Below are 13,282 nucleotides of genomic sequence, written 5' to 3'. Positions count from 1 at the left end.
GCGAGGCTTGGCATTCATTCATGTCACACACAACAACGGCAACATATACGATTTATTCTGCTCATTTGTTCATTGAAAAGCAAGCGTGTTGTGAGGTTTTTTTTGCAATTTTCCTCACATTTTCGCGATTGTTAAACGCATTTTGCAGCGGTTGGTACAAACAGAACAGTGAGGCATTGATGATTTGCTTCACCTCTCTACGGATTGTCGAGATGCTTGGGTGTTTATACTGATTGCCGCCACGCGTCTTCATCAGGCGAGGCTTACTTACTGCATGCTGCCATGATGCAATTCGGATCTCGCTGGAGTTACAAACGTAGTAGGCGAAGACAACCCGCCATGCATTTTCATCCACATTCTTCAGATAGTGACGAATGACAGCATCAATGAGCATCCCGTCATCATCACTACATACCGGTCGTGATGCTTGCTGGGGCTCGACGGTAGCCATGAATCTGGCAATCATGTTGATCATCGCTTTATCTATCTTGCCGGTCTGGCACCATGCGCCCCACAACTGGAGCCACTGGTCTACCCATTGATGCTGGTCGTTGGTTAATTCCAGTTTCATTATGCGGCTTCCTTCTGTGGCTGGTTGGTTTTTGTCTGGCTGTGCTTTGCTACTGGTGGCATGCAGGCGCGCTTAACGCTTTCTGCCTGGTACCGCAGGAAATCGGCGTGGTTCATGCGGCCTCCTGTCGGCGTGCCCGGCGTTTTTCCAGCGCGCGGGCTTTGCGTGTGAAAATGGATTTGATGCGCTGAAGGTATGGGATATCGAAGCGGCGCGGATCGTTATCAGATTCAAGGCGCTCGACACGTTCCTGTCCGATACGCTCAATCAGACGGATCCGGTACTCGACAGCATTGCCGCTCAACTGCCGGTTACAGCGGGTGCAAGCGGAGTGGACGTTAAACACGTTGAATTTGAGGTGTGAGGCAGCGCCGCGTGAACGGTAATGGCTGGCGTCAATGGCGCTGCCAGTCAGGTAATTGCTTTTGCCGATGAGTGGATTGCCGCAACTGACACATGGCTTACCTTCATCGCGGATCCGAATGTAGCGATTGAAAGCTGATTGAGCCTCTTTATCCCACTGGGATTTGGACTTGAATGACTCGCGCTTGGCCTTGCGGCGTTTGCGCCCTGCTTTCTCGGCCTCCTTCTGCTCCTTAATGCGCTTAGCGGCCTCTTTTACCTTCTGCTTTGCCCGCAGCTCCAGCGCGTAGATGGCGCCATGCTCAGGACAGCACCACCAGACGTTGTCGAAGGTGGCGGTGAACTTCTGTTTGCAGACCTTGCAGGTGCGACGGGTTGGTTTACGCATGACCTCTCCTCGCCGCGAGACGCAGCCATTTCTGATCCACCAGGCGGGCGGTGTAGCCCTTCAGTGTCGGGATGTCTGACGGCTTAACCACGGGCTTACGCTGGCGGCGTGCCGGAACGCGGAAGATTTCGTTTGAGATGACGCGTGCGATAGGGCTGTTCATGCAACCCTCCCGAAATAGTCCAGCGAATAGCGCACTTCGCGGAGCTGAACGCCATTGCCTACGGCAAAGGCCTGCGTGTACTCAATCAGGCTGTTCATGCGCTTAATGCCCATCTTCGAGGTACTTTCTCGGATGGCGCAGAACTCTCCCTCAATACCCGGCACAACTTCACCGGGTTTGCCAGTTGCGACCGCATGCCCGGAGACAAACAGAACCTTCCATTCCGAGAGGTTCCGGCGCTTCCCTGCCCATTGCAGTTGCTTTGACACGTCGCCACATAGCGCGTGGAAGAGTGAGTTTTGTGGCAATGTCCGGTCAGGGTCTGAGAAAGAAACGACGAGAGGAAACTCAGCATTCAGCGGCTGTTGATTGATGTAATCGATGAGGTTTTGGCGGATGCGCTGGTCGCGCAGCAGGAATTTTACAGCCACGCTTCACCTCCGAAGAGGTCAAACGCAGAATGCAGAAAATCGCAGGTGCATTTCTGCATCTGTGACAAGGTGAGGAGTTCAGATTGTGGTCGCATTTAAGTCCCCTTAAATGCGCAGAAGTCACCGGAGTTGTTCAGGCTCCGATGACATGATTATGGCGGGTTGATTGTAGAAAATCAAAGGTCAGGGTTAAAATTCACATCTCTAAAACCCAGAAAATGGGCATTAGCATTCCATAGCGCAACTAATTCACGAATCTCCGATACAGGACCTTTGCTTTGAAAGGCCCCATCAGGTGGAGATCCGTTTCTAAATGAGGTTACGATATTATGGTTCAGCCGTTCTAAGAAAAATTCGCCCGCTTCTTCCTTGCTCATTCCTGCTTTTTTATCCATACGAGATACCATATTTCTCGCCGTATCGATGGCGAGAATAATGTTCGCAAATTGCGGGAAAGTCCATTCAGCGTCACTTTTCCCCGTGGAAGATAAATTTGCCCTCTCGGCCTGATAAGTGAGTGCATCCTGAATATTTCTTCTTAATGTTTCTCTAAATGCTTGCTTCTGAAAATTAATTCCTTTCCATGTAACAAAAAGACTGATGCCAGCAGCGACGGCAGAGGCGCAACCAGCGATAGCACTCCATGAGTCTGGGCTCATAAATCCCCTTAAGTTATTTTTTCTCGTTCTGGCTGGCCATCTCGATATAACGCGGATCGGATGCCAACGGCAACTTTATGCTCTGCTCGCGGTAGTATCGCACGCGCTCCATGAAATACTCGCGTAGATGCTCTGGTTGCTCACGCGCTACTTGGTCTGCGATAACCGGCATGTTCAAGCGCTCTTTGTACGCCACGCCTGAGGCAGCCAGGTCAACGTTAACCTTGTCGCGCTCCTCCTGCGGCTTTGCAGCAATATTCCAGTCAGACATTAGTCAGCAGTCCTCCCTCTCTTCTTTCTGGTCTGATAGGGAGATCTAAAACCATCAACAGATTCAACCTCTCCAGCATCAAACCGTTTCGCATTTGCAATTTGTGATTTCCTCCAGAACTTTTTATGTCTTTTCAGTGAAGCTTTATATTTTTCTGCTGGAGTCATTTCTTCGTTAGACATAAAACCCCCTCGGTTATTTGAGGGGATTATAGATCACTTCTGCTGCGGTGATGCTGCTATCATCCGGCGATACATATCGTAAGTTCCGAATTGTTCATCACCAGCCTCAAGCATTTCATGGGTGGGTTCTTCTGGCACCAGCACCCAACCATCCGGAATCACCGGAGAGTCGCCGTCTTGCGCCGGAGCGATGTAGTTTTGCTCCGGACAGCAATCGGATTGCGCTGGAGAGTTACCATTCTGAAGCATGGCTTCCTGAAAGCGTCCAAGCTCCACGTACTCCTGGCATGACCACCCGCCATCAATAAAATCGCGAGCTTCAACAGCGTCGAAAGTGAATGATGTTTCGCCGCCAGTTGGTGAGGTTAAGCCGTACAGGTCTGCTACCGGCTTAAATTGCGTGACTGGTATGGTACCTTCATTGGTGAGGGTACCATCTGCACCCTGAAGCATGGCTGCGCGGTACAGAAGCACATCACCCATTTCTATTCTTGATGCTGGCCACACGTCTGCATCAGAGCCAGATTTGAGATAATCAAGATTAGCCTGGTCGATGACGCACACAGGCTCCGCTTCGAGCGATGCCAGCGCGATACGGGCCAGCTCTGCAATTTCTTCGCCGAGAATAGCCCCGACATTTTCACGTCTGGATAATTCCGTCAGTCTCTCTTTGGTGAATGTCATGGGTTAGTCCTCCCCGTTGATGCGGATGCCAGCGTCGTGCAGCGCCTCAAGCACTTGATGCTGCTTATAAACCATTTCCGCTTGATACGGCTCGTCGAAATCAGTTCGATGAAGCATGCTGTAGCGCTGCGGGAGCTTCACCTCGCGCGCCTCCAGCTCGGCCACGCGCTCCTCTGCGGCTTCTGCTTTTTTTCTTAACTTCTCGCTACAACCCTCAGCTTTTCGGATTGCTAACTCCAAATGTTTATTCAGCGCATCTGCGGTTTCCAGCTCATCCAGCAGCGCCAGCACGGTGGACGGGGTTAGAGCCTCATTGAATTCATCGCGATCATAACCCCAACTATCGGATTCTGCTCTCTCCGCCGCTTCACGCAGCTCCTGTTTGTTGATGTTGCTCATTGGGCGGCCTCCTGAACTGGCATCAGCGCTTCACGCACGCATGGCTTGTAGTAGTGATGGAAAGCGAACGTCAGCCCGAGCTTAGTTGCACTCTGGTTCTTCGAGCTCAGCAAGCCAAGCCCCATGCAGATGGTTGTTGCAGTCCAGCCAGAGTGATACCCAGCGGCGCGCTTCATAACTGTTTCGGCCAGGATGGTGCGGAAATCAGTGCGCCCGAAATTCGTGTTTTCGAATGCTGCATTGATCACCTCATCGGTAAGGTGCGCGTCGATCGAGTTGCTCATGACTGCACTCCTTTGCGAAGCTGGGCGGCGCGTTGGCTTGCTTGTCGAAAAATCATCTCCCACCCTTTGGACTCAGGGATATCAGAGACGCCCTGGTTAGCAAACTTGACCATCATTGTTTCTGCCACTCCAGCAAGGCTCTCAAGTTCACTGGCCCGCACTTCAGCCAGGAAAGCGTCTGTTGCCGGGGTTTCTGCCTTGATGATTTCAAGCGCTTGCGGATGGCTAATGCTGCCACGCAACTGATGCGTAGCCCATGCGTCGATGTCGTCTACCTCATCAGGGAATTCAAATCCCGGACCAGCGATAGTTCCGTACAGCCATTCCTGCGCGGCCTTCTTGTTGCCGTTATCCAGATACATAATTGCTGCTTGAATGCCGATGAGGTATTTATGCAGCACCCAGGCATTTGACAGTTCACTTGCAGACTTAGGCAGCAAATACGCATTCTCCGCAGTCAGCGCCGAGCATCTGGCTTCAAGTGCTGCGTAGTCTTCGTAATCAACCATATCGCCTTCGGTACTCTCTACCACGTCGCAATGGCACGAATGGTCATCACAGGCCGCCCACTCATAACGTTTTACGCTCATACCCCTACCCTCCCCCAAACCATCAATACTCGCTTCATTGCCGGACTGTTGCGGCACTCCTGGCAGATCACGTTCGTCTCTGTACGCTGCACCAGCTTCGAATTTCCCTTCGGCATCGCCGGTATGGTTTCTGGTGCGTATTTCATGCCGTAGCTGGTCAGCCGATACGACCGCTGGCCGTGCTTGCCTTCGAACTCGATCAGGCCGTCTGCAAACAACGTGCTTAACGGGCCGGAAATCTTTTTGGTGGTCATGCCGATCATGCTGGCAATACGCCCACTGTTCAGGCCCGGGTTATTACGCAGGGCTGCAAGAATCTGCCCACGAATTGTTATGGTCATGCAGCCCCCTTAGAACGGTAAGAATCCCACGTGAATGACAGAGTGCACCCGCCTCCATCGCTCATGCGATCAAGAACGCGTTCGCCGATGAATGCAGCCAGTTCTTCCCGGGTCTGGTTGCTGATCAGGATGGTTGGCTTCATCCGCTCATAACGGGTGTTGATGATTTCGAACATGATCAACTTCTCGGCGTCGCTTCCGAACTGCACGCCGACCTCGTCGATAATCAGCAGGTCGGGCTTCGTGAAGTAACGGATCACTTCGTCTTCAGTACGGCTTGACCCCTTCGACCAGGTTGACTTGTACTCCCTGGCAATTTTCAGCGCGGTGGTGAACACAGCTGAGCTTTGATGCTCGGTGATTGCATGCCGGGCGATAGCCAATGCGAGGTGGTTCTTGCCGGTTCCAGGCTTGCCGCACATCACCAGGCCGCCACCCTTCTGCAAACGCTCAGGCCAGCGGCTGGCGTATGCCTGACAGACCTTCAGGGCGCGTTTCGCTTCTTCGTTCACCGGTTCATAATTCTCCAGTGAACAGGATTCAAACCTGGCCGGGATGCTCAGTCCATCCAGCAGGCGCTCGATGTTTCTTTTGCGGGCTGCTTCGTTGATGCTAATTCTTTCCGCCCGCAAGCGGCCTAACTCCTCTTTGAGGCATTCAGGGCAGCAGCTTGGGCGCGGGGGAATTTTCACGACTGAGTTTAAGAAATGCCTGGTCCTGCATTCAAAGGGGCCATGCGTTTCGCAGTTCTCGGTGCTGATAGTTAGCTCGATATCTTCATGCTGAACTGGCGGCTGGCTCAGCTCAGTAATGCGTTTCTCAAGTTGATTGATTTTTTCATCCAGCGTCATGATCAGTCCCTCGCCCATGCAGGAATTTCAGTCTGGCCATAGTCTTTGCCAGCAAAGTTCTCAGATACGCGAGACTGCGCGCGAGGCGTCTGCTTGGCGATCTTTGGCTCAAACAAACCCTGCCAGCCGTTCGCAATGCTCTGGTTGATGATTTCTTCAGGCTGGTATCCGCTGCACTTGCAACGCTCAAGCAGGTTGATGGCCTGGGTTACCGTCTGCTGAGACTTAATCGGTTTCTTCAGGTCGCGACGATAATCGACCCATGACTTCCAGACTGAAACTGACAGCCATTCAGGAAGGTCAACACCAGCCGGATCGAACGAAGCCGGTTTGGGGGATTTAGGGGGTTTATTAATATTGTCTTTATTGTCTTTTGTATGTTTGTCTTTTGTGTTTACCTTATTTGGGTAAGCGTCGTTACCTGATTCGGGTAAACATTCCTTACCTGATTCAGGTAAATTTACCTCTTTCAGGTAACGTTTATTTTCATTACCGGTTTTGGGTAATTTCACCCATTCACTAACCGTTTTGTTAATGCCGACAGAACGCCCGATTTTGGTAAATACTCCACGCTTCACTAACGAGCTTTTAGCAGCAGAGCATTTGTGCGGAAGAATGCCGGTAAGGGCAGATAACTGATCGTTACTAACCCAGTCAGATTTTTTGTTGAAACCGTATGTTTTACGCATTACAGCCATGAAGACCAGCAGCTGATGCTGAGACAATCCTGCCAGCATGACAGCCTCCAGAAGTTCATTGGCAATACGCGTATAGCCATCATCAAGATCTGCCACGCGCGGCTCCACGACCTGCAAATCAGGCCTGATTGGTGAGATATTGTTAATTGCTAAGTTCATCAGCAGCCTCCCCGCCTTTCTTGAAGATAATTTCGACACAAAGCAGAATGCAGTTATCGCAGATAGCAACGCCTGGACCGGCAACTATGGTTTTCACGTCGCTATCAATATTGCTTCTGTCGCAGAAAGAGCATTTATGAGTTGCGTGCTGATTTGCCTTTTCGTTTATTGCTGGCATACTTACTCCCGTTACTTGGCGTAACACAGTGTTTGGAAGGCCTTTGAAGTGACCGCTTCAAGGGCTTTTTCTTTTCTGGTGCCTCTCACATGACCCCCAGCATCGACGTGACCATCGTCATCAGCGGCCCCACCTGCTCCGGCATGAGGCGGAACAGCGACGCTATACCCTCGCTTACCTCTTTCAGCTTCTGATGCTCTGGAGCGTCCAGCAGCACGGCCTGTTTAGCCTCTGCGAGTTCTTTCTCGGCTTCAGCCAGACGAGACATTTTGCAATCGGCACCGATAAGGCGAGTGCGATACTCAACCGGCAGGACGGACATGATTGCCGGGGCCAGCTGGCGAATGTTGTTGGCGGCGTATTCGGTGTCGCCGTCGATCCAGCGGAATACCTTCTGCATCTGGCGGTGCGAGTCAGCGGGGATATCCAGACCGGTGCCGCCGGTAGCCCGCCACTCTTCCACAATGAGCGCTGCGACGAACTCACGGCTGCGGCAGTCAGCTGCCCAGGCGCGTACGGCTGCGCGGATCCCATCGATGTTTAACGCCGTGGAATCAGGTTCCCGGCGATTCTGGTAAATCATCGCCGTTGGCGAAAATTTGTTACCTTGTTGATACGCAAGTGAATGCATTGCTTTCCCTTTCGTGGTTAGGGCCGCCAATTAGGCGGCGTTGTTGCTGATTGGTGGAAAAACGTCATCAACGCTTACTGAAGCGCCATGCTTATTCAGAGCTGCAACAATCGCCCGGCACTGCTCAAGGCTTAAGCTGCGTTTATTTTTTTCGTAATGGCAAACCGCACCTGTCGACAGGTTCAGCTCTTCGGCAATCTGTCGCTGAGTCAAACCGATGTTTCTGCGGATTTTTCGGATATTGTTCATGTCGGGTCTCCTTTAAACAACTTAAATATACGTTTTGTATTCTTTGTTCGCAAGTAAAATATACGAATTGTGGCTCGCGCAAATATATACAACTTGTATCATTCGGGTATGACTATGAAATGGTACGACTTAGCTAAGACCCTGATGAAAAGTCAGGGCATCAATCAGGAACAGCTGGCGGAGCACCTCGGTATTACTAAAGGTGCGGTAAGTCATTGGCTGAACGCTCGGCGTGAGCCAAGCCTTTCCGAGATCGCAAAAATATTGCAGTTCCTTGGCAAAAAGAACTTCTCCGTAGGAGCTGGCGGTATGATCATTGACGACACGCTTAAGGGTGATGTGGAGTACGCTGGCCCCTACAATCCTGGTAACAAGTATCCAGTAATCAGCAGTGTCCAGGCTGGTTCATGGTGCGAAGCGGTTGAGCCATACACCCTAAAAGATATAGATCTGTGGCTTGAGTCGAATGCTCACATTCAGGGTGACGCGTTCTGGTTGCTCGTTGAGGGCGAGTCAATGACAGCCCCTACTGGCTTGAGCATACCTGAAGGAACCTATGTACTTTTCGACACCGGTAGAGATGCGGTAAATGGCAGTCTGGTAATAGCAAAGCTATCCGATTCGAACGAGGCAACATTTAAGAAGCTGGTGATCGATGGTGGGCAGAAGTACCTGAAGGGCCTTAACCCGCAATGGCCACTCGTGCCGATTAATGGTAACTGCCGGATTATTGGGGTTGCAGTAGAGACGAAGATGCGGCTGGTCTGATCGGCAAGGTGCTCTGGTCGGCGCATAGCTGGTAGGCATCAATCAAATATAAGAGGTCGCACAAATTCGGCCTTTTTTTCTCGCAAAAATTTAATTTGCGCGTTATAACGCGCATATGGTTAAATGCTCGAACATTCACAACGCGAGCAAATAAAATGACTAATATGATAGAAAGCCATGATGGAAACGAGCCAACCGGAAAAGCGAAAGGCGGGAAGGCCCTTGCAGAAAAAAGAACCCCTGAAGAACGAAAAGCTGCATCCCAGAAAGCCACAGCTGTAAGGAGGGAGTTGGCATCTCTGCCTGAGGTTTTTTATGGCTCCCCTGATACGCCGCTGGAAATTGGGGGGGTTAAATTAGAATGCTACGTATTAGATGACGCAGATAAAACGCGAGTAATCACAGCAGGCGGCGCTGGGGTTGGGTTGGGATTTCACCCCTCAAGCGCGTCAGCGCGACTCGTTAATATGGTTACTAGCGAAAGAATATTACCCTATATTAACAATGAGTTAGTTCATCAGCTCCAAAACCCAATAAAATTCAAATATCCTTCAAGCAACGTTGTCGGCATGGCATATCCAGCTACTATTTTAGCGGATATTTGCGATGCGATTTTGGCTGCTAGAAAAGAAAATAAGCTTCAGTCACAGCAGCAGCACATCGCTGCACAAGCTGAAATTTTAATGCGTGGGTTCGCGCGCGTGGGCATTGTTGCGCTGATTGATGAAGTCACCGGGTACCAGCGAGATCGAAAGAGGGATGCGCTGGCAGCAATTCTTGAAAAATTTGTATCAAAAGAAATGCGCCCATGGCTAAAGACTTTCCAGCTCGACTTCTTTGAGGAATTATGCAGAGTTTGGGGTTACGCGATGCCAGAAAAGCCCGGGGCATATCCACCCGTTTTTGCTCACGTTATTAGAGATATTGTGTACGACAGGCTTGCGCCAGGGGTCCGCTCTCAATTGCAGGACTTGAAGAAGAAGCGAGGCGGGAAAATGCACCAGTGGCTTACCGGTAACGCGGGATATAATGATTTAACCCGGCACCTTGGGGAGCTCACGATGTTATTACGGGTAACTCCAGATGGCGCAAAAGATCAATTCATGGCAACTTTAGACCGTTTCAAACCTAAGTTAACTATTGAAGAGTTGATTGACGCGTCTGATGCACAAAAAGCAAAATAACCAGCACCCGGCCACCGCGCCGGTTTTTTTATTGCCCACCCATAAAGCTATCCCCCATTCTGCCGATAACTATCCAGTCTGAAGCTGATAACAATAACTATCGCAACACTACCTGCCCGCCCGTGCGGGCTTTTTTATTGCCCTTTCCGCACTATCTCAGCCGCATCCCTGTTCACGCCCTTCCCTATCACGTTTCCTGTTTCCTTCCGGTACTGCTTCAGCTTGTCGATGATGTTTTGCTGGGTAATGGGTAAATCAGCCAGTGACAACTCCATGACCGCCCGCCCCATCGCCTGAATTTTCATGCTTATACGCTCTTCATCCAGAACCATGCACATCCCTCCTGCTGTTTTTTTAAGCGTAGCACTGGTATTTAAAAAAATAAATCACCTTAGAATACAATTTGTTATCACAAAACCACCCACCAATTATACATTTCGTATTGCATGATAAGAATACGTTTTGTATATTCAATCCATCGAAACGAAACATCGACAGCTGAGCGAAGTTAGCCAGCGGCGAAGTGGAGATTCGGTCAGTCGAACGGCGCGACAGTAAACCATGCGTCGGACGCCCGGCGGGCTCAGGGAGAGCGGCAATGGTGCGTATCTGGAATGTTTTGGGATTGGGTGAATGCGCAGGCTGATGCGCTGAGACGTCAAGATGATGATGCTCAAGCTGCCTGGGCACGGTTCGCAAAGTGGTGAGAGGCAGGTTTACCCAGCGAGAAATCATCAATGCCGGGAGTAGTTCAGCACCGGCCATCCAATCACCAAAGCATTTCTCCCGCATCAGCGGGTAACGACAGAGCCAGCCTCAAGCACCGGGCGTCGATGCTTGGTGATGGTAATACTGCCATCTCAACTGCACAGGAGACGATGATCCTGTTCTGGTTGGATTGGAAAAGTCTTCTTGGCCCGCCAGCGCGCGGGCATTTTTTTGGAGGTTGCATGTTTGCTACTGATATCTCACTGAAATACGGCACTCATCAGCCAGAGACGATTCTGGAAACAATGCCGATTGAAGAAGCCTCCGAAATCATCAAGGAGAAGCTTCGTGATGAAGTGCGCCAGGAGCTCGAGTGCGAGTATGGCGATCGCCTTTATGAGGCTGAAGAAGAGGCATCAAACTGGGAAAGCAGAGCTGACGACTATGAATTCGATGCAACTTGCCTGGCTAAGGCCATAAGAGAGGCTTTTGAATCTGCCAACTTTGAAGATGCAAAGGTGATCCTCCAGCGAGCGATGCACGACCACAAAGACTATTTCTGAAGACCCGCCACGGCGGGTTTTTTCATACCTCAGTCGCTTCACCGAGGCGGCTTAGTTATGACAACCGGCGGCCATCCACCGTCACTTTTTTTGTTTTTTCGCACAAGCGCAGAAGTCTTGTATTAACCGTTCCGTTCGCCGCGATAAGGCCAAGAGGATTTATGAGTAATAATCATGGCGGTCCGGCATTTCCGGTCGCAGGTAGTGAGCACAATTATCCTATTGAGGGAATGACGCTGCGTGACTTCTTCGCAGCAAAGGCTATGCAGGCCAGATTATCCAACCCGCAATGGATAGCCAGTGATGAGCGTACTGCGCTGGATGCTTATCAAGTCGCAGACGCCATGCTCCGCGCCCGGGAGGCATCATGACAGTCACCCACAACGGCAAGAAGTACACCGCCAAAAAGCTCAACGATAACGAGTGGCAACTGACGTCGGTATCGGCACCACGCGACAAGCTGACTCTGAACCGCTGGCAGATGCATGTTGCTGGCCTCCTGAAACAGGTTGAGGTGAAGGTATGATTGGAATGCACTACGGCACCGCATCAGTGCCACGTAGCGAGGTTTTACCGGGCACAATGCTGCAACACCACGGCAAAACTTATCGCGCCTCTGCGAACGTTGAGAAAGGCCTGTACGCCTTCAACATCTTCGAAAAAACCATCATCAAAAGTGATTCCGTCGTTGTGCTGCTGAATGAGCGCGGCGAGCCGATGGTTCATTGATATTAACCACCCTATTCAACCGATCGGCCTGGCTTTTTGCGGGCGGGATCTGCACATCCAAATTTCAGGAGTTCAGCCATGAACGCATATCTCACTGACGACCGCATCGAAGATCGGCGCTGGGTTAAGCAGCAGCTCGACGACGAGAAAGAGAAGTGGATCGACGACCGGGCACAGCAAATCATCGACATGATGCCAAAAGAGCCGTCCGGCCTCTTCCACTTCTCGGTCCCGATTGACTCCAGCCCATACGAAGGACTTCGCAGCGATATAGCTGGCGAAGCCTACAACGATTTCATTTCGGCAGTTGCTTACGCCCAGGCGGAATACGACTGGGAACACCGTACCGGCTGCCCGTTTTAAGGAGTGATTATGAGCTTCGATCTGATTCAGTTCGTAAAGGAGCAGGAGCCGCTGTTTGTCGGCGCCCTTACCGACCAGTCTCTGACTTGGGCAAAGGAATGCCAGTTCGCTATACAGTTATTCCAGCGCAATCAAAAATTGGCAGAAACGGCGATTTCCAACCCCACCAGCGCCCAGAACGCGATCATCAACGTTGCAGCGGTCGGCATAAGCCTGAACCCTGCCAGCAAACTGGCTTATCTGGTTCCGCGCGACGGTATGGTCTGCCTCGATATCAGCTACATGGGCCTTCTGCACATTGCCCAGTCGGCTGGCGTCATCAAGTGGGGCCAGTGCAAGCTCGTTCATGCTGGCGACGACTACGAGACGCTGGGTCTCGATAAGGCGCCAGCTCACAAATACAACCCATTTGCTACACCTGACGATCGCGGCGCCGTTATCGGTGGCTACTGCACTGTTAAAACCGCTGATGGCGACTATCTCACTGAAGAGATGAGTCTCGCTGAGATAGAAGAAATCAGGAAAGTGAGCAAAGCGGGAACATCACCAAAAGGCCCATGGGTCAACTTCTGGTCTGAGATGGCCAGGAAGACGATCGTCAAAAGAGCATATAAATACTGGCCGCGTGCTGACCGTCTGGATAATGCCGTCGATGTGCTCAACGAGAGCGAAGGCATATACACGGACCCAGTTATGCCCTACACCCCTGAAAGCGAAATCATCCAGTCGGAAGAAAACGCAAAACAGGAACTTATCAACACCATCCATTCACTATGTGAGGACATGAAGCAGGCGAAAAATATGCATGCTCTCAAAACTCACTTCCAGGCAGCTTACAAAATGACGGTCGGAATGCAGCTTCAACAAGAGGTTCA

General features: G+C 51.2%; 28 protein-coding genes. 8 read left to right on the top strand and 20 right to left on the bottom strand.

Annotation, left to right across the window (positions count from 1 at the left end; all coding sequences use genetic code 11):
• Positions 1–61 precede the first annotated feature (61 nt).
• The 19 genes from ACOTX1_RS22320 to ACOTX1_RS22230 form a co-directional block, all read right to left on the bottom strand.
• Positions 62–571 carry an antiterminator Q family protein gene (locus ACOTX1_RS22320; RefSeq protein WP_257393974.1) on the bottom strand — a complete coding sequence of 170 codons (510 nt, stop codon included), beginning with the start codon at positions 569–571 and terminating at the stop codon, positions 62–64.
• Entirely contained in the window at positions 571–687 is a 117-nt protein-coding gene (locus ACOTX1_RS22315; protein ID WP_102596060.1) for a hypothetical protein, read from the bottom strand. Before ACOTX1_RS22315 ends, ACOTX1_RS22320 begins: the two co-directional genes overlap by 1 nt.
• Positions 684–1,322 carry a recombination protein NinG gene (locus ACOTX1_RS22310; protein ID WP_063958640.1) on the bottom strand — a complete coding sequence of 213 codons (639 nt, stop codon included), beginning with the start codon at positions 1,320–1,322 and terminating at the stop codon, positions 684–686. The genes ACOTX1_RS22315 and ACOTX1_RS22310 overlap by 4 nt, the downstream gene beginning before the upstream one ends.
• Positions 1,315–1,485 (bottom strand): NinE family protein, encoded by a 171-nt coding sequence (locus tag ACOTX1_RS22305; protein WP_045265476.1) that lies wholly within the window; start codon positions 1,483–1,485, stop codon positions 1,315–1,317. Before ACOTX1_RS22305 ends, ACOTX1_RS22310 begins: the two co-directional genes overlap by 8 nt.
• A complete protein-coding gene (locus ACOTX1_RS22300) occupies positions 1,482–1,916 on the bottom strand; it encodes a recombination protein NinB (RefSeq protein ID WP_016042189.1) in 435 nt (144 codons plus the stop codon). Before ACOTX1_RS22300 ends, ACOTX1_RS22305 begins: the two co-directional genes overlap by 4 nt.
• Positions 1,907–2,011, bottom strand: a complete 105-nt coding sequence (locus tag ACOTX1_RS22295) for a hypothetical protein (RefSeq protein ID WP_232934966.1) — start codon at positions 2,009–2,011, stop codon at positions 1,907–1,909. Before ACOTX1_RS22295 ends, ACOTX1_RS22300 begins: the two co-directional genes overlap by 10 nt.
• A gap of 81 nt (positions 2,012–2,092) precedes the next feature.
• Positions 2,093–2,575, bottom strand: coding sequence for a hypothetical protein (locus tag ACOTX1_RS22290; RefSeq protein ID WP_059509572.1), 483 nt, complete (start codon positions 2,573–2,575; stop codon positions 2,093–2,095).
• Positions 2,576–2,588: 13 nt separating this feature from the next.
• Complete coding sequence (locus ACOTX1_RS22285) at positions 2,589–2,846, bottom strand: DNA polymerase III subunit theta (RefSeq protein WP_059509570.1); 258 nt, start codon at positions 2,844–2,846, stop codon at positions 2,589–2,591.
• Positions 2,846–3,028, bottom strand: coding sequence for a hypothetical protein (locus ACOTX1_RS22280; protein ID WP_263521510.1), 183 nt, complete (start codon positions 3,026–3,028; stop codon positions 2,846–2,848). Before ACOTX1_RS22280 ends, ACOTX1_RS22285 begins: the two co-directional genes overlap by 1 nt.
• Positions 3,029–3,061: 33 nt before the next feature.
• Positions 3,062–3,712, bottom strand: a complete 651-nt coding sequence (locus tag ACOTX1_RS22275; RefSeq protein WP_230204014.1) for a hypothetical protein — start codon at positions 3,710–3,712, stop codon at positions 3,062–3,064.
• Positions 3,713–3,715: 3 nt separating this feature from the next.
• The gene (locus ACOTX1_RS22270) at positions 3,716–4,111 is read right to left on the bottom strand and encodes an ead/Ea22-like family protein (protein ID WP_065189141.1); all 396 of its coding nucleotides are present in this window, start codon (positions 4,109–4,111) and stop codon (positions 3,716–3,718) included.
• Entirely contained in the window at positions 4,108–4,395 is a 288-nt protein-coding gene (locus tag ACOTX1_RS22265; protein ID WP_059509566.1) for a hypothetical protein, read from the bottom strand. Before ACOTX1_RS22265 ends, ACOTX1_RS22270 begins: the two co-directional genes overlap by 4 nt.
• Complete coding sequence (locus ACOTX1_RS22260) at positions 4,392–4,985, bottom strand: hypothetical protein (protein ID WP_080400670.1); 594 nt, start codon at positions 4,983–4,985, stop codon at positions 4,392–4,394. Before ACOTX1_RS22260 ends, ACOTX1_RS22265 begins: the two co-directional genes overlap by 4 nt.
• Positions 4,982–5,326, bottom strand: a complete 345-nt coding sequence (locus ACOTX1_RS22255; protein WP_059509564.1) for a winged helix-turn-helix domain-containing protein — start codon at positions 5,324–5,326, stop codon at positions 4,982–4,984. The genes ACOTX1_RS22260 and ACOTX1_RS22255 overlap by 4 nt, the downstream gene beginning before the upstream one ends.
• Positions 5,323–6,195: an ATP-binding protein gene (locus ACOTX1_RS22250; RefSeq protein ID WP_059509562.1), complete on the bottom strand. Its 873-nt coding sequence runs from the start codon at positions 6,193–6,195 to the stop codon at positions 5,323–5,325. Before ACOTX1_RS22250 ends, ACOTX1_RS22255 begins: the two co-directional genes overlap by 4 nt.
• Positions 6,180–7,034: a replication protein gene (locus ACOTX1_RS22245; RefSeq protein WP_047721646.1), complete on the bottom strand. Its 855-nt coding sequence runs from the start codon at positions 7,032–7,034 to the stop codon at positions 6,180–6,182. The genes ACOTX1_RS22250 and ACOTX1_RS22245 overlap by 16 nt, the downstream gene beginning before the upstream one ends.
• A complete protein-coding gene (locus ACOTX1_RS22240; RefSeq protein WP_047721649.1) occupies positions 7,018–7,212 on the bottom strand; it encodes a ClpX C4-type zinc finger protein in 195 nt (64 codons plus the stop codon). Before ACOTX1_RS22240 ends, ACOTX1_RS22245 begins: the two co-directional genes overlap by 17 nt.
• Before the next feature lie 85 nt (positions 7,213–7,297).
• Positions 7,298–7,843 carry a toxin YdaT family protein gene (locus ACOTX1_RS22235; protein ID WP_214578087.1) on the bottom strand — a complete coding sequence of 182 codons (546 nt, stop codon included), beginning with the start codon at positions 7,841–7,843 and terminating at the stop codon, positions 7,298–7,300.
• A gap of 30 nt (positions 7,844–7,873) precedes the next feature.
• Positions 7,874–8,092 (bottom strand): helix-turn-helix transcriptional regulator, encoded by a 219-nt coding sequence (locus ACOTX1_RS22230; RefSeq protein WP_022650973.1) that lies wholly within the window; start codon positions 8,090–8,092, stop codon positions 7,874–7,876.
• Between the two features lie 108 nt (positions 8,093–8,200).
• Between ACOTX1_RS22230 and ACOTX1_RS22225 the strand changes: the two genes are divergently transcribed.
• Both ACOTX1_RS22225 and ACOTX1_RS22220 read left to right on the top strand, forming a co-directional pair.
• A complete protein-coding gene (locus tag ACOTX1_RS22225; RefSeq protein ID WP_058663706.1) occupies positions 8,201–8,860 on the top strand; it encodes a LexA family protein in 660 nt (219 codons plus the stop codon).
• Between the two features lie 155 nt (positions 8,861–9,015).
• Entirely contained in the window at positions 9,016–10,044 is a 1,029-nt protein-coding gene (locus tag ACOTX1_RS22220; RefSeq protein ID WP_049111696.1) for a P63C domain-containing protein, read from the top strand.
• Positions 10,045–10,178: 134 nt separating this feature from the next.
• Here the strand turns inward: ACOTX1_RS22220 and ACOTX1_RS22215 are convergent, their stop codons facing one another.
• A complete protein-coding gene (locus tag ACOTX1_RS22215; protein ID WP_063162703.1) occupies positions 10,179–10,376 on the bottom strand; it encodes a hypothetical protein in 198 nt (65 codons plus the stop codon).
• Between the two features lie 405 nt (positions 10,377–10,781).
• Between ACOTX1_RS22215 and ACOTX1_RS22210 the strand changes: the two genes are divergently transcribed.
• The 6 genes from ACOTX1_RS22210 to ACOTX1_RS22185 all read left to right on the top strand — a co-directional run.
• Positions 10,782–11,315, top strand: a complete 534-nt coding sequence (locus ACOTX1_RS22210; protein WP_214578088.1) for a hypothetical protein — start codon at positions 10,782–10,784, stop codon at positions 11,313–11,315.
• Between the two features lie 161 nt (positions 11,316–11,476).
• On the top strand, positions 11,477–11,686 hold the full coding sequence (locus ACOTX1_RS22205) for a hypothetical protein (RefSeq protein WP_129258224.1): 210 nt from the start codon (positions 11,477–11,479) through the stop codon (positions 11,684–11,686).
• Positions 11,683–11,841, top strand: coding sequence for a hypothetical protein (locus ACOTX1_RS22200; protein WP_214578089.1), 159 nt, complete (start codon positions 11,683–11,685; stop codon positions 11,839–11,841). The genes ACOTX1_RS22205 and ACOTX1_RS22200 overlap by 4 nt, the downstream gene beginning before the upstream one ends.
• The gene (locus ACOTX1_RS22195; protein WP_001752704.1) at positions 11,838–12,044 is read left to right on the top strand and encodes a cell division protein FtsZ; all 207 of its coding nucleotides are present in this window, start codon (positions 11,838–11,840) and stop codon (positions 12,042–12,044) included. Before ACOTX1_RS22200 ends, ACOTX1_RS22195 begins: the two co-directional genes overlap by 4 nt.
• Positions 12,045–12,122: 78 nt before the next feature.
• Positions 12,123–12,407, top strand: coding sequence for a host nuclease inhibitor GamL (gene gamL, locus ACOTX1_RS22190; protein ID WP_219356297.1), 285 nt, complete (start codon positions 12,123–12,125; stop codon positions 12,405–12,407).
• A 9-nt stretch (positions 12,408–12,416) separates the two neighbouring features.
• On the top strand, positions 12,417–13,282 hold an 866-nt coding region (locus ACOTX1_RS22185), incomplete at its 3' end, for a recombinase RecT (RefSeq protein WP_421766874.1).

Source organism: Enterobacter cloacae complex sp. IR5401 (assembly GCF_049238425.1).
GTDB classification, from domain to species: domain Bacteria; phylum Pseudomonadota; class Gammaproteobacteria; order Enterobacterales; family Enterobacteriaceae; genus Enterobacter; species Enterobacter hormaechei_C.
This window is presented reverse-complemented; position numbering and strand designations above follow the sequence as displayed.

Bases quoted from the DNA above. Each gene is read 5' to 3' on its own strand.
- ACOTX1_RS22320 (WP_257393974.1), bottom strand. From the start codon at position 571: ATGAAACTGGAATTAACCAACGACCAGCATCAATGGGTAGACCAGTGG.
- ACOTX1_RS22315 (WP_102596060.1), bottom strand. From the start codon at position 687: ATGAACCACGCCGATTTCCTGCGGTACCAGGCAGAAAGCGTTAAGCGC.
- ACOTX1_RS22310 (WP_063958640.1), bottom strand. From the start codon at position 1,322: ATGCGTAAACCAACCCGTCGCACCTGCAAGGTCTGCAAACAGAAGTTC.
- ACOTX1_RS22305 (WP_045265476.1), bottom strand. From the start codon at position 1,485: ATGAACAGCCCTATCGCACGCGTCATCTCAAACGAAATCTTCCGCGTT.
- ACOTX1_RS22295 (WP_232934966.1), bottom strand. From the start codon at position 2,011: ATGCGACCACAATCTGAACTCCTCACCTTGTCACAGATGCAGAAATGC.
- ACOTX1_RS22290 (WP_059509572.1), bottom strand. From the start codon at position 2,575: ATGAGCCCAGACTCATGGAGTGCTATCGCTGGTTGCGCCTCTGCCGTC.
- ACOTX1_RS22285 (WP_059509570.1), bottom strand. From the start codon at position 2,846: ATGTCTGACTGGAATATTGCTGCAAAGCCGCAGGAGGAGCGCGACAAG.
- ACOTX1_RS22280 (WP_263521510.1), bottom strand. From the start codon at position 3,028: ATGTCTAACGAAGAAATGACTCCAGCAGAAAAATATAAAGCTTCACTG.
- ACOTX1_RS22275 (WP_230204014.1), bottom strand. From the start codon at position 3,712: ATGACATTCACCAAAGAGAGACTGACGGAATTATCCAGACGTGAAAAT.
- ACOTX1_RS22270 (WP_065189141.1), bottom strand. From the start codon at position 4,111: ATGAGCAACATCAACAAACAGGAGCTGCGTGAAGCGGCGGAGAGAGCA.
- ACOTX1_RS22265 (WP_059509566.1), bottom strand. From the start codon at position 4,395: ATGAGCAACTCGATCGACGCGCACCTTACCGATGAGGTGATCAATGCA.
- ACOTX1_RS22260 (WP_080400670.1), bottom strand. From the start codon at position 4,985: ATGAGCGTAAAACGTTATGAGTGGGCGGCCTGTGATGACCATTCGTGC.
- ACOTX1_RS22255 (WP_059509564.1), bottom strand. From the start codon at position 5,326: ATGACCATAACAATTCGTGGGCAGATTCTTGCAGCCCTGCGTAATAAC.
- ACOTX1_RS22250 (WP_059509562.1), bottom strand. From the start codon at position 6,195: ATGGGCGAGGGACTGATCATGACGCTGGATGAAAAAATCAATCAACTT.
- ACOTX1_RS22245 (WP_047721646.1), bottom strand. From the start codon at position 7,034: ATGAACTTAGCAATTAACAATATCTCACCAATCAGGCCTGATTTGCAG.
- ACOTX1_RS22240 (WP_047721649.1), bottom strand. From the start codon at position 7,212: ATGCCAGCAATAAACGAAAAGGCAAATCAGCACGCAACTCATAAATGC.
- ACOTX1_RS22235 (WP_214578087.1), bottom strand. From the start codon at position 7,843: ATGCATTCACTTGCGTATCAACAAGGTAACAAATTTTCGCCAACGGCG.
- ACOTX1_RS22230 (WP_022650973.1), bottom strand. From the start codon at position 8,092: ATGAACAATATCCGAAAAATCCGCAGAAACATCGGTTTGACTCAGCGA.
- ACOTX1_RS22225 (WP_058663706.1), top strand. From the start codon at position 8,201: ATGACTATGAAATGGTACGACTTAGCTAAGACCCTGATGAAAAGTCAG.
- ACOTX1_RS22220 (WP_049111696.1), top strand. From the start codon at position 9,016: ATGACTAATATGATAGAAAGCCATGATGGAAACGAGCCAACCGGAAAA.
- ACOTX1_RS22215 (WP_063162703.1), bottom strand. From the start codon at position 10,376: ATGGTTCTGGATGAAGAGCGTATAAGCATGAAAATTCAGGCGATGGGG.
- ACOTX1_RS22210 (WP_214578088.1), top strand. From the start codon at position 10,782: ATGCCGGGAGTAGTTCAGCACCGGCCATCCAATCACCAAAGCATTTCT.
- ACOTX1_RS22205 (WP_129258224.1), top strand. From the start codon at position 11,477: ATGAGTAATAATCATGGCGGTCCGGCATTTCCGGTCGCAGGTAGTGAG.
- ACOTX1_RS22200 (WP_214578089.1), top strand. From the start codon at position 11,683: ATGACAGTCACCCACAACGGCAAGAAGTACACCGCCAAAAAGCTCAAC.
- ACOTX1_RS22195 (WP_001752704.1), top strand. From the start codon at position 11,838: ATGATTGGAATGCACTACGGCACCGCATCAGTGCCACGTAGCGAGGTT.
- gamL (WP_219356297.1), top strand. From the start codon at position 12,123: ATGAACGCATATCTCACTGACGACCGCATCGAAGATCGGCGCTGGGTT.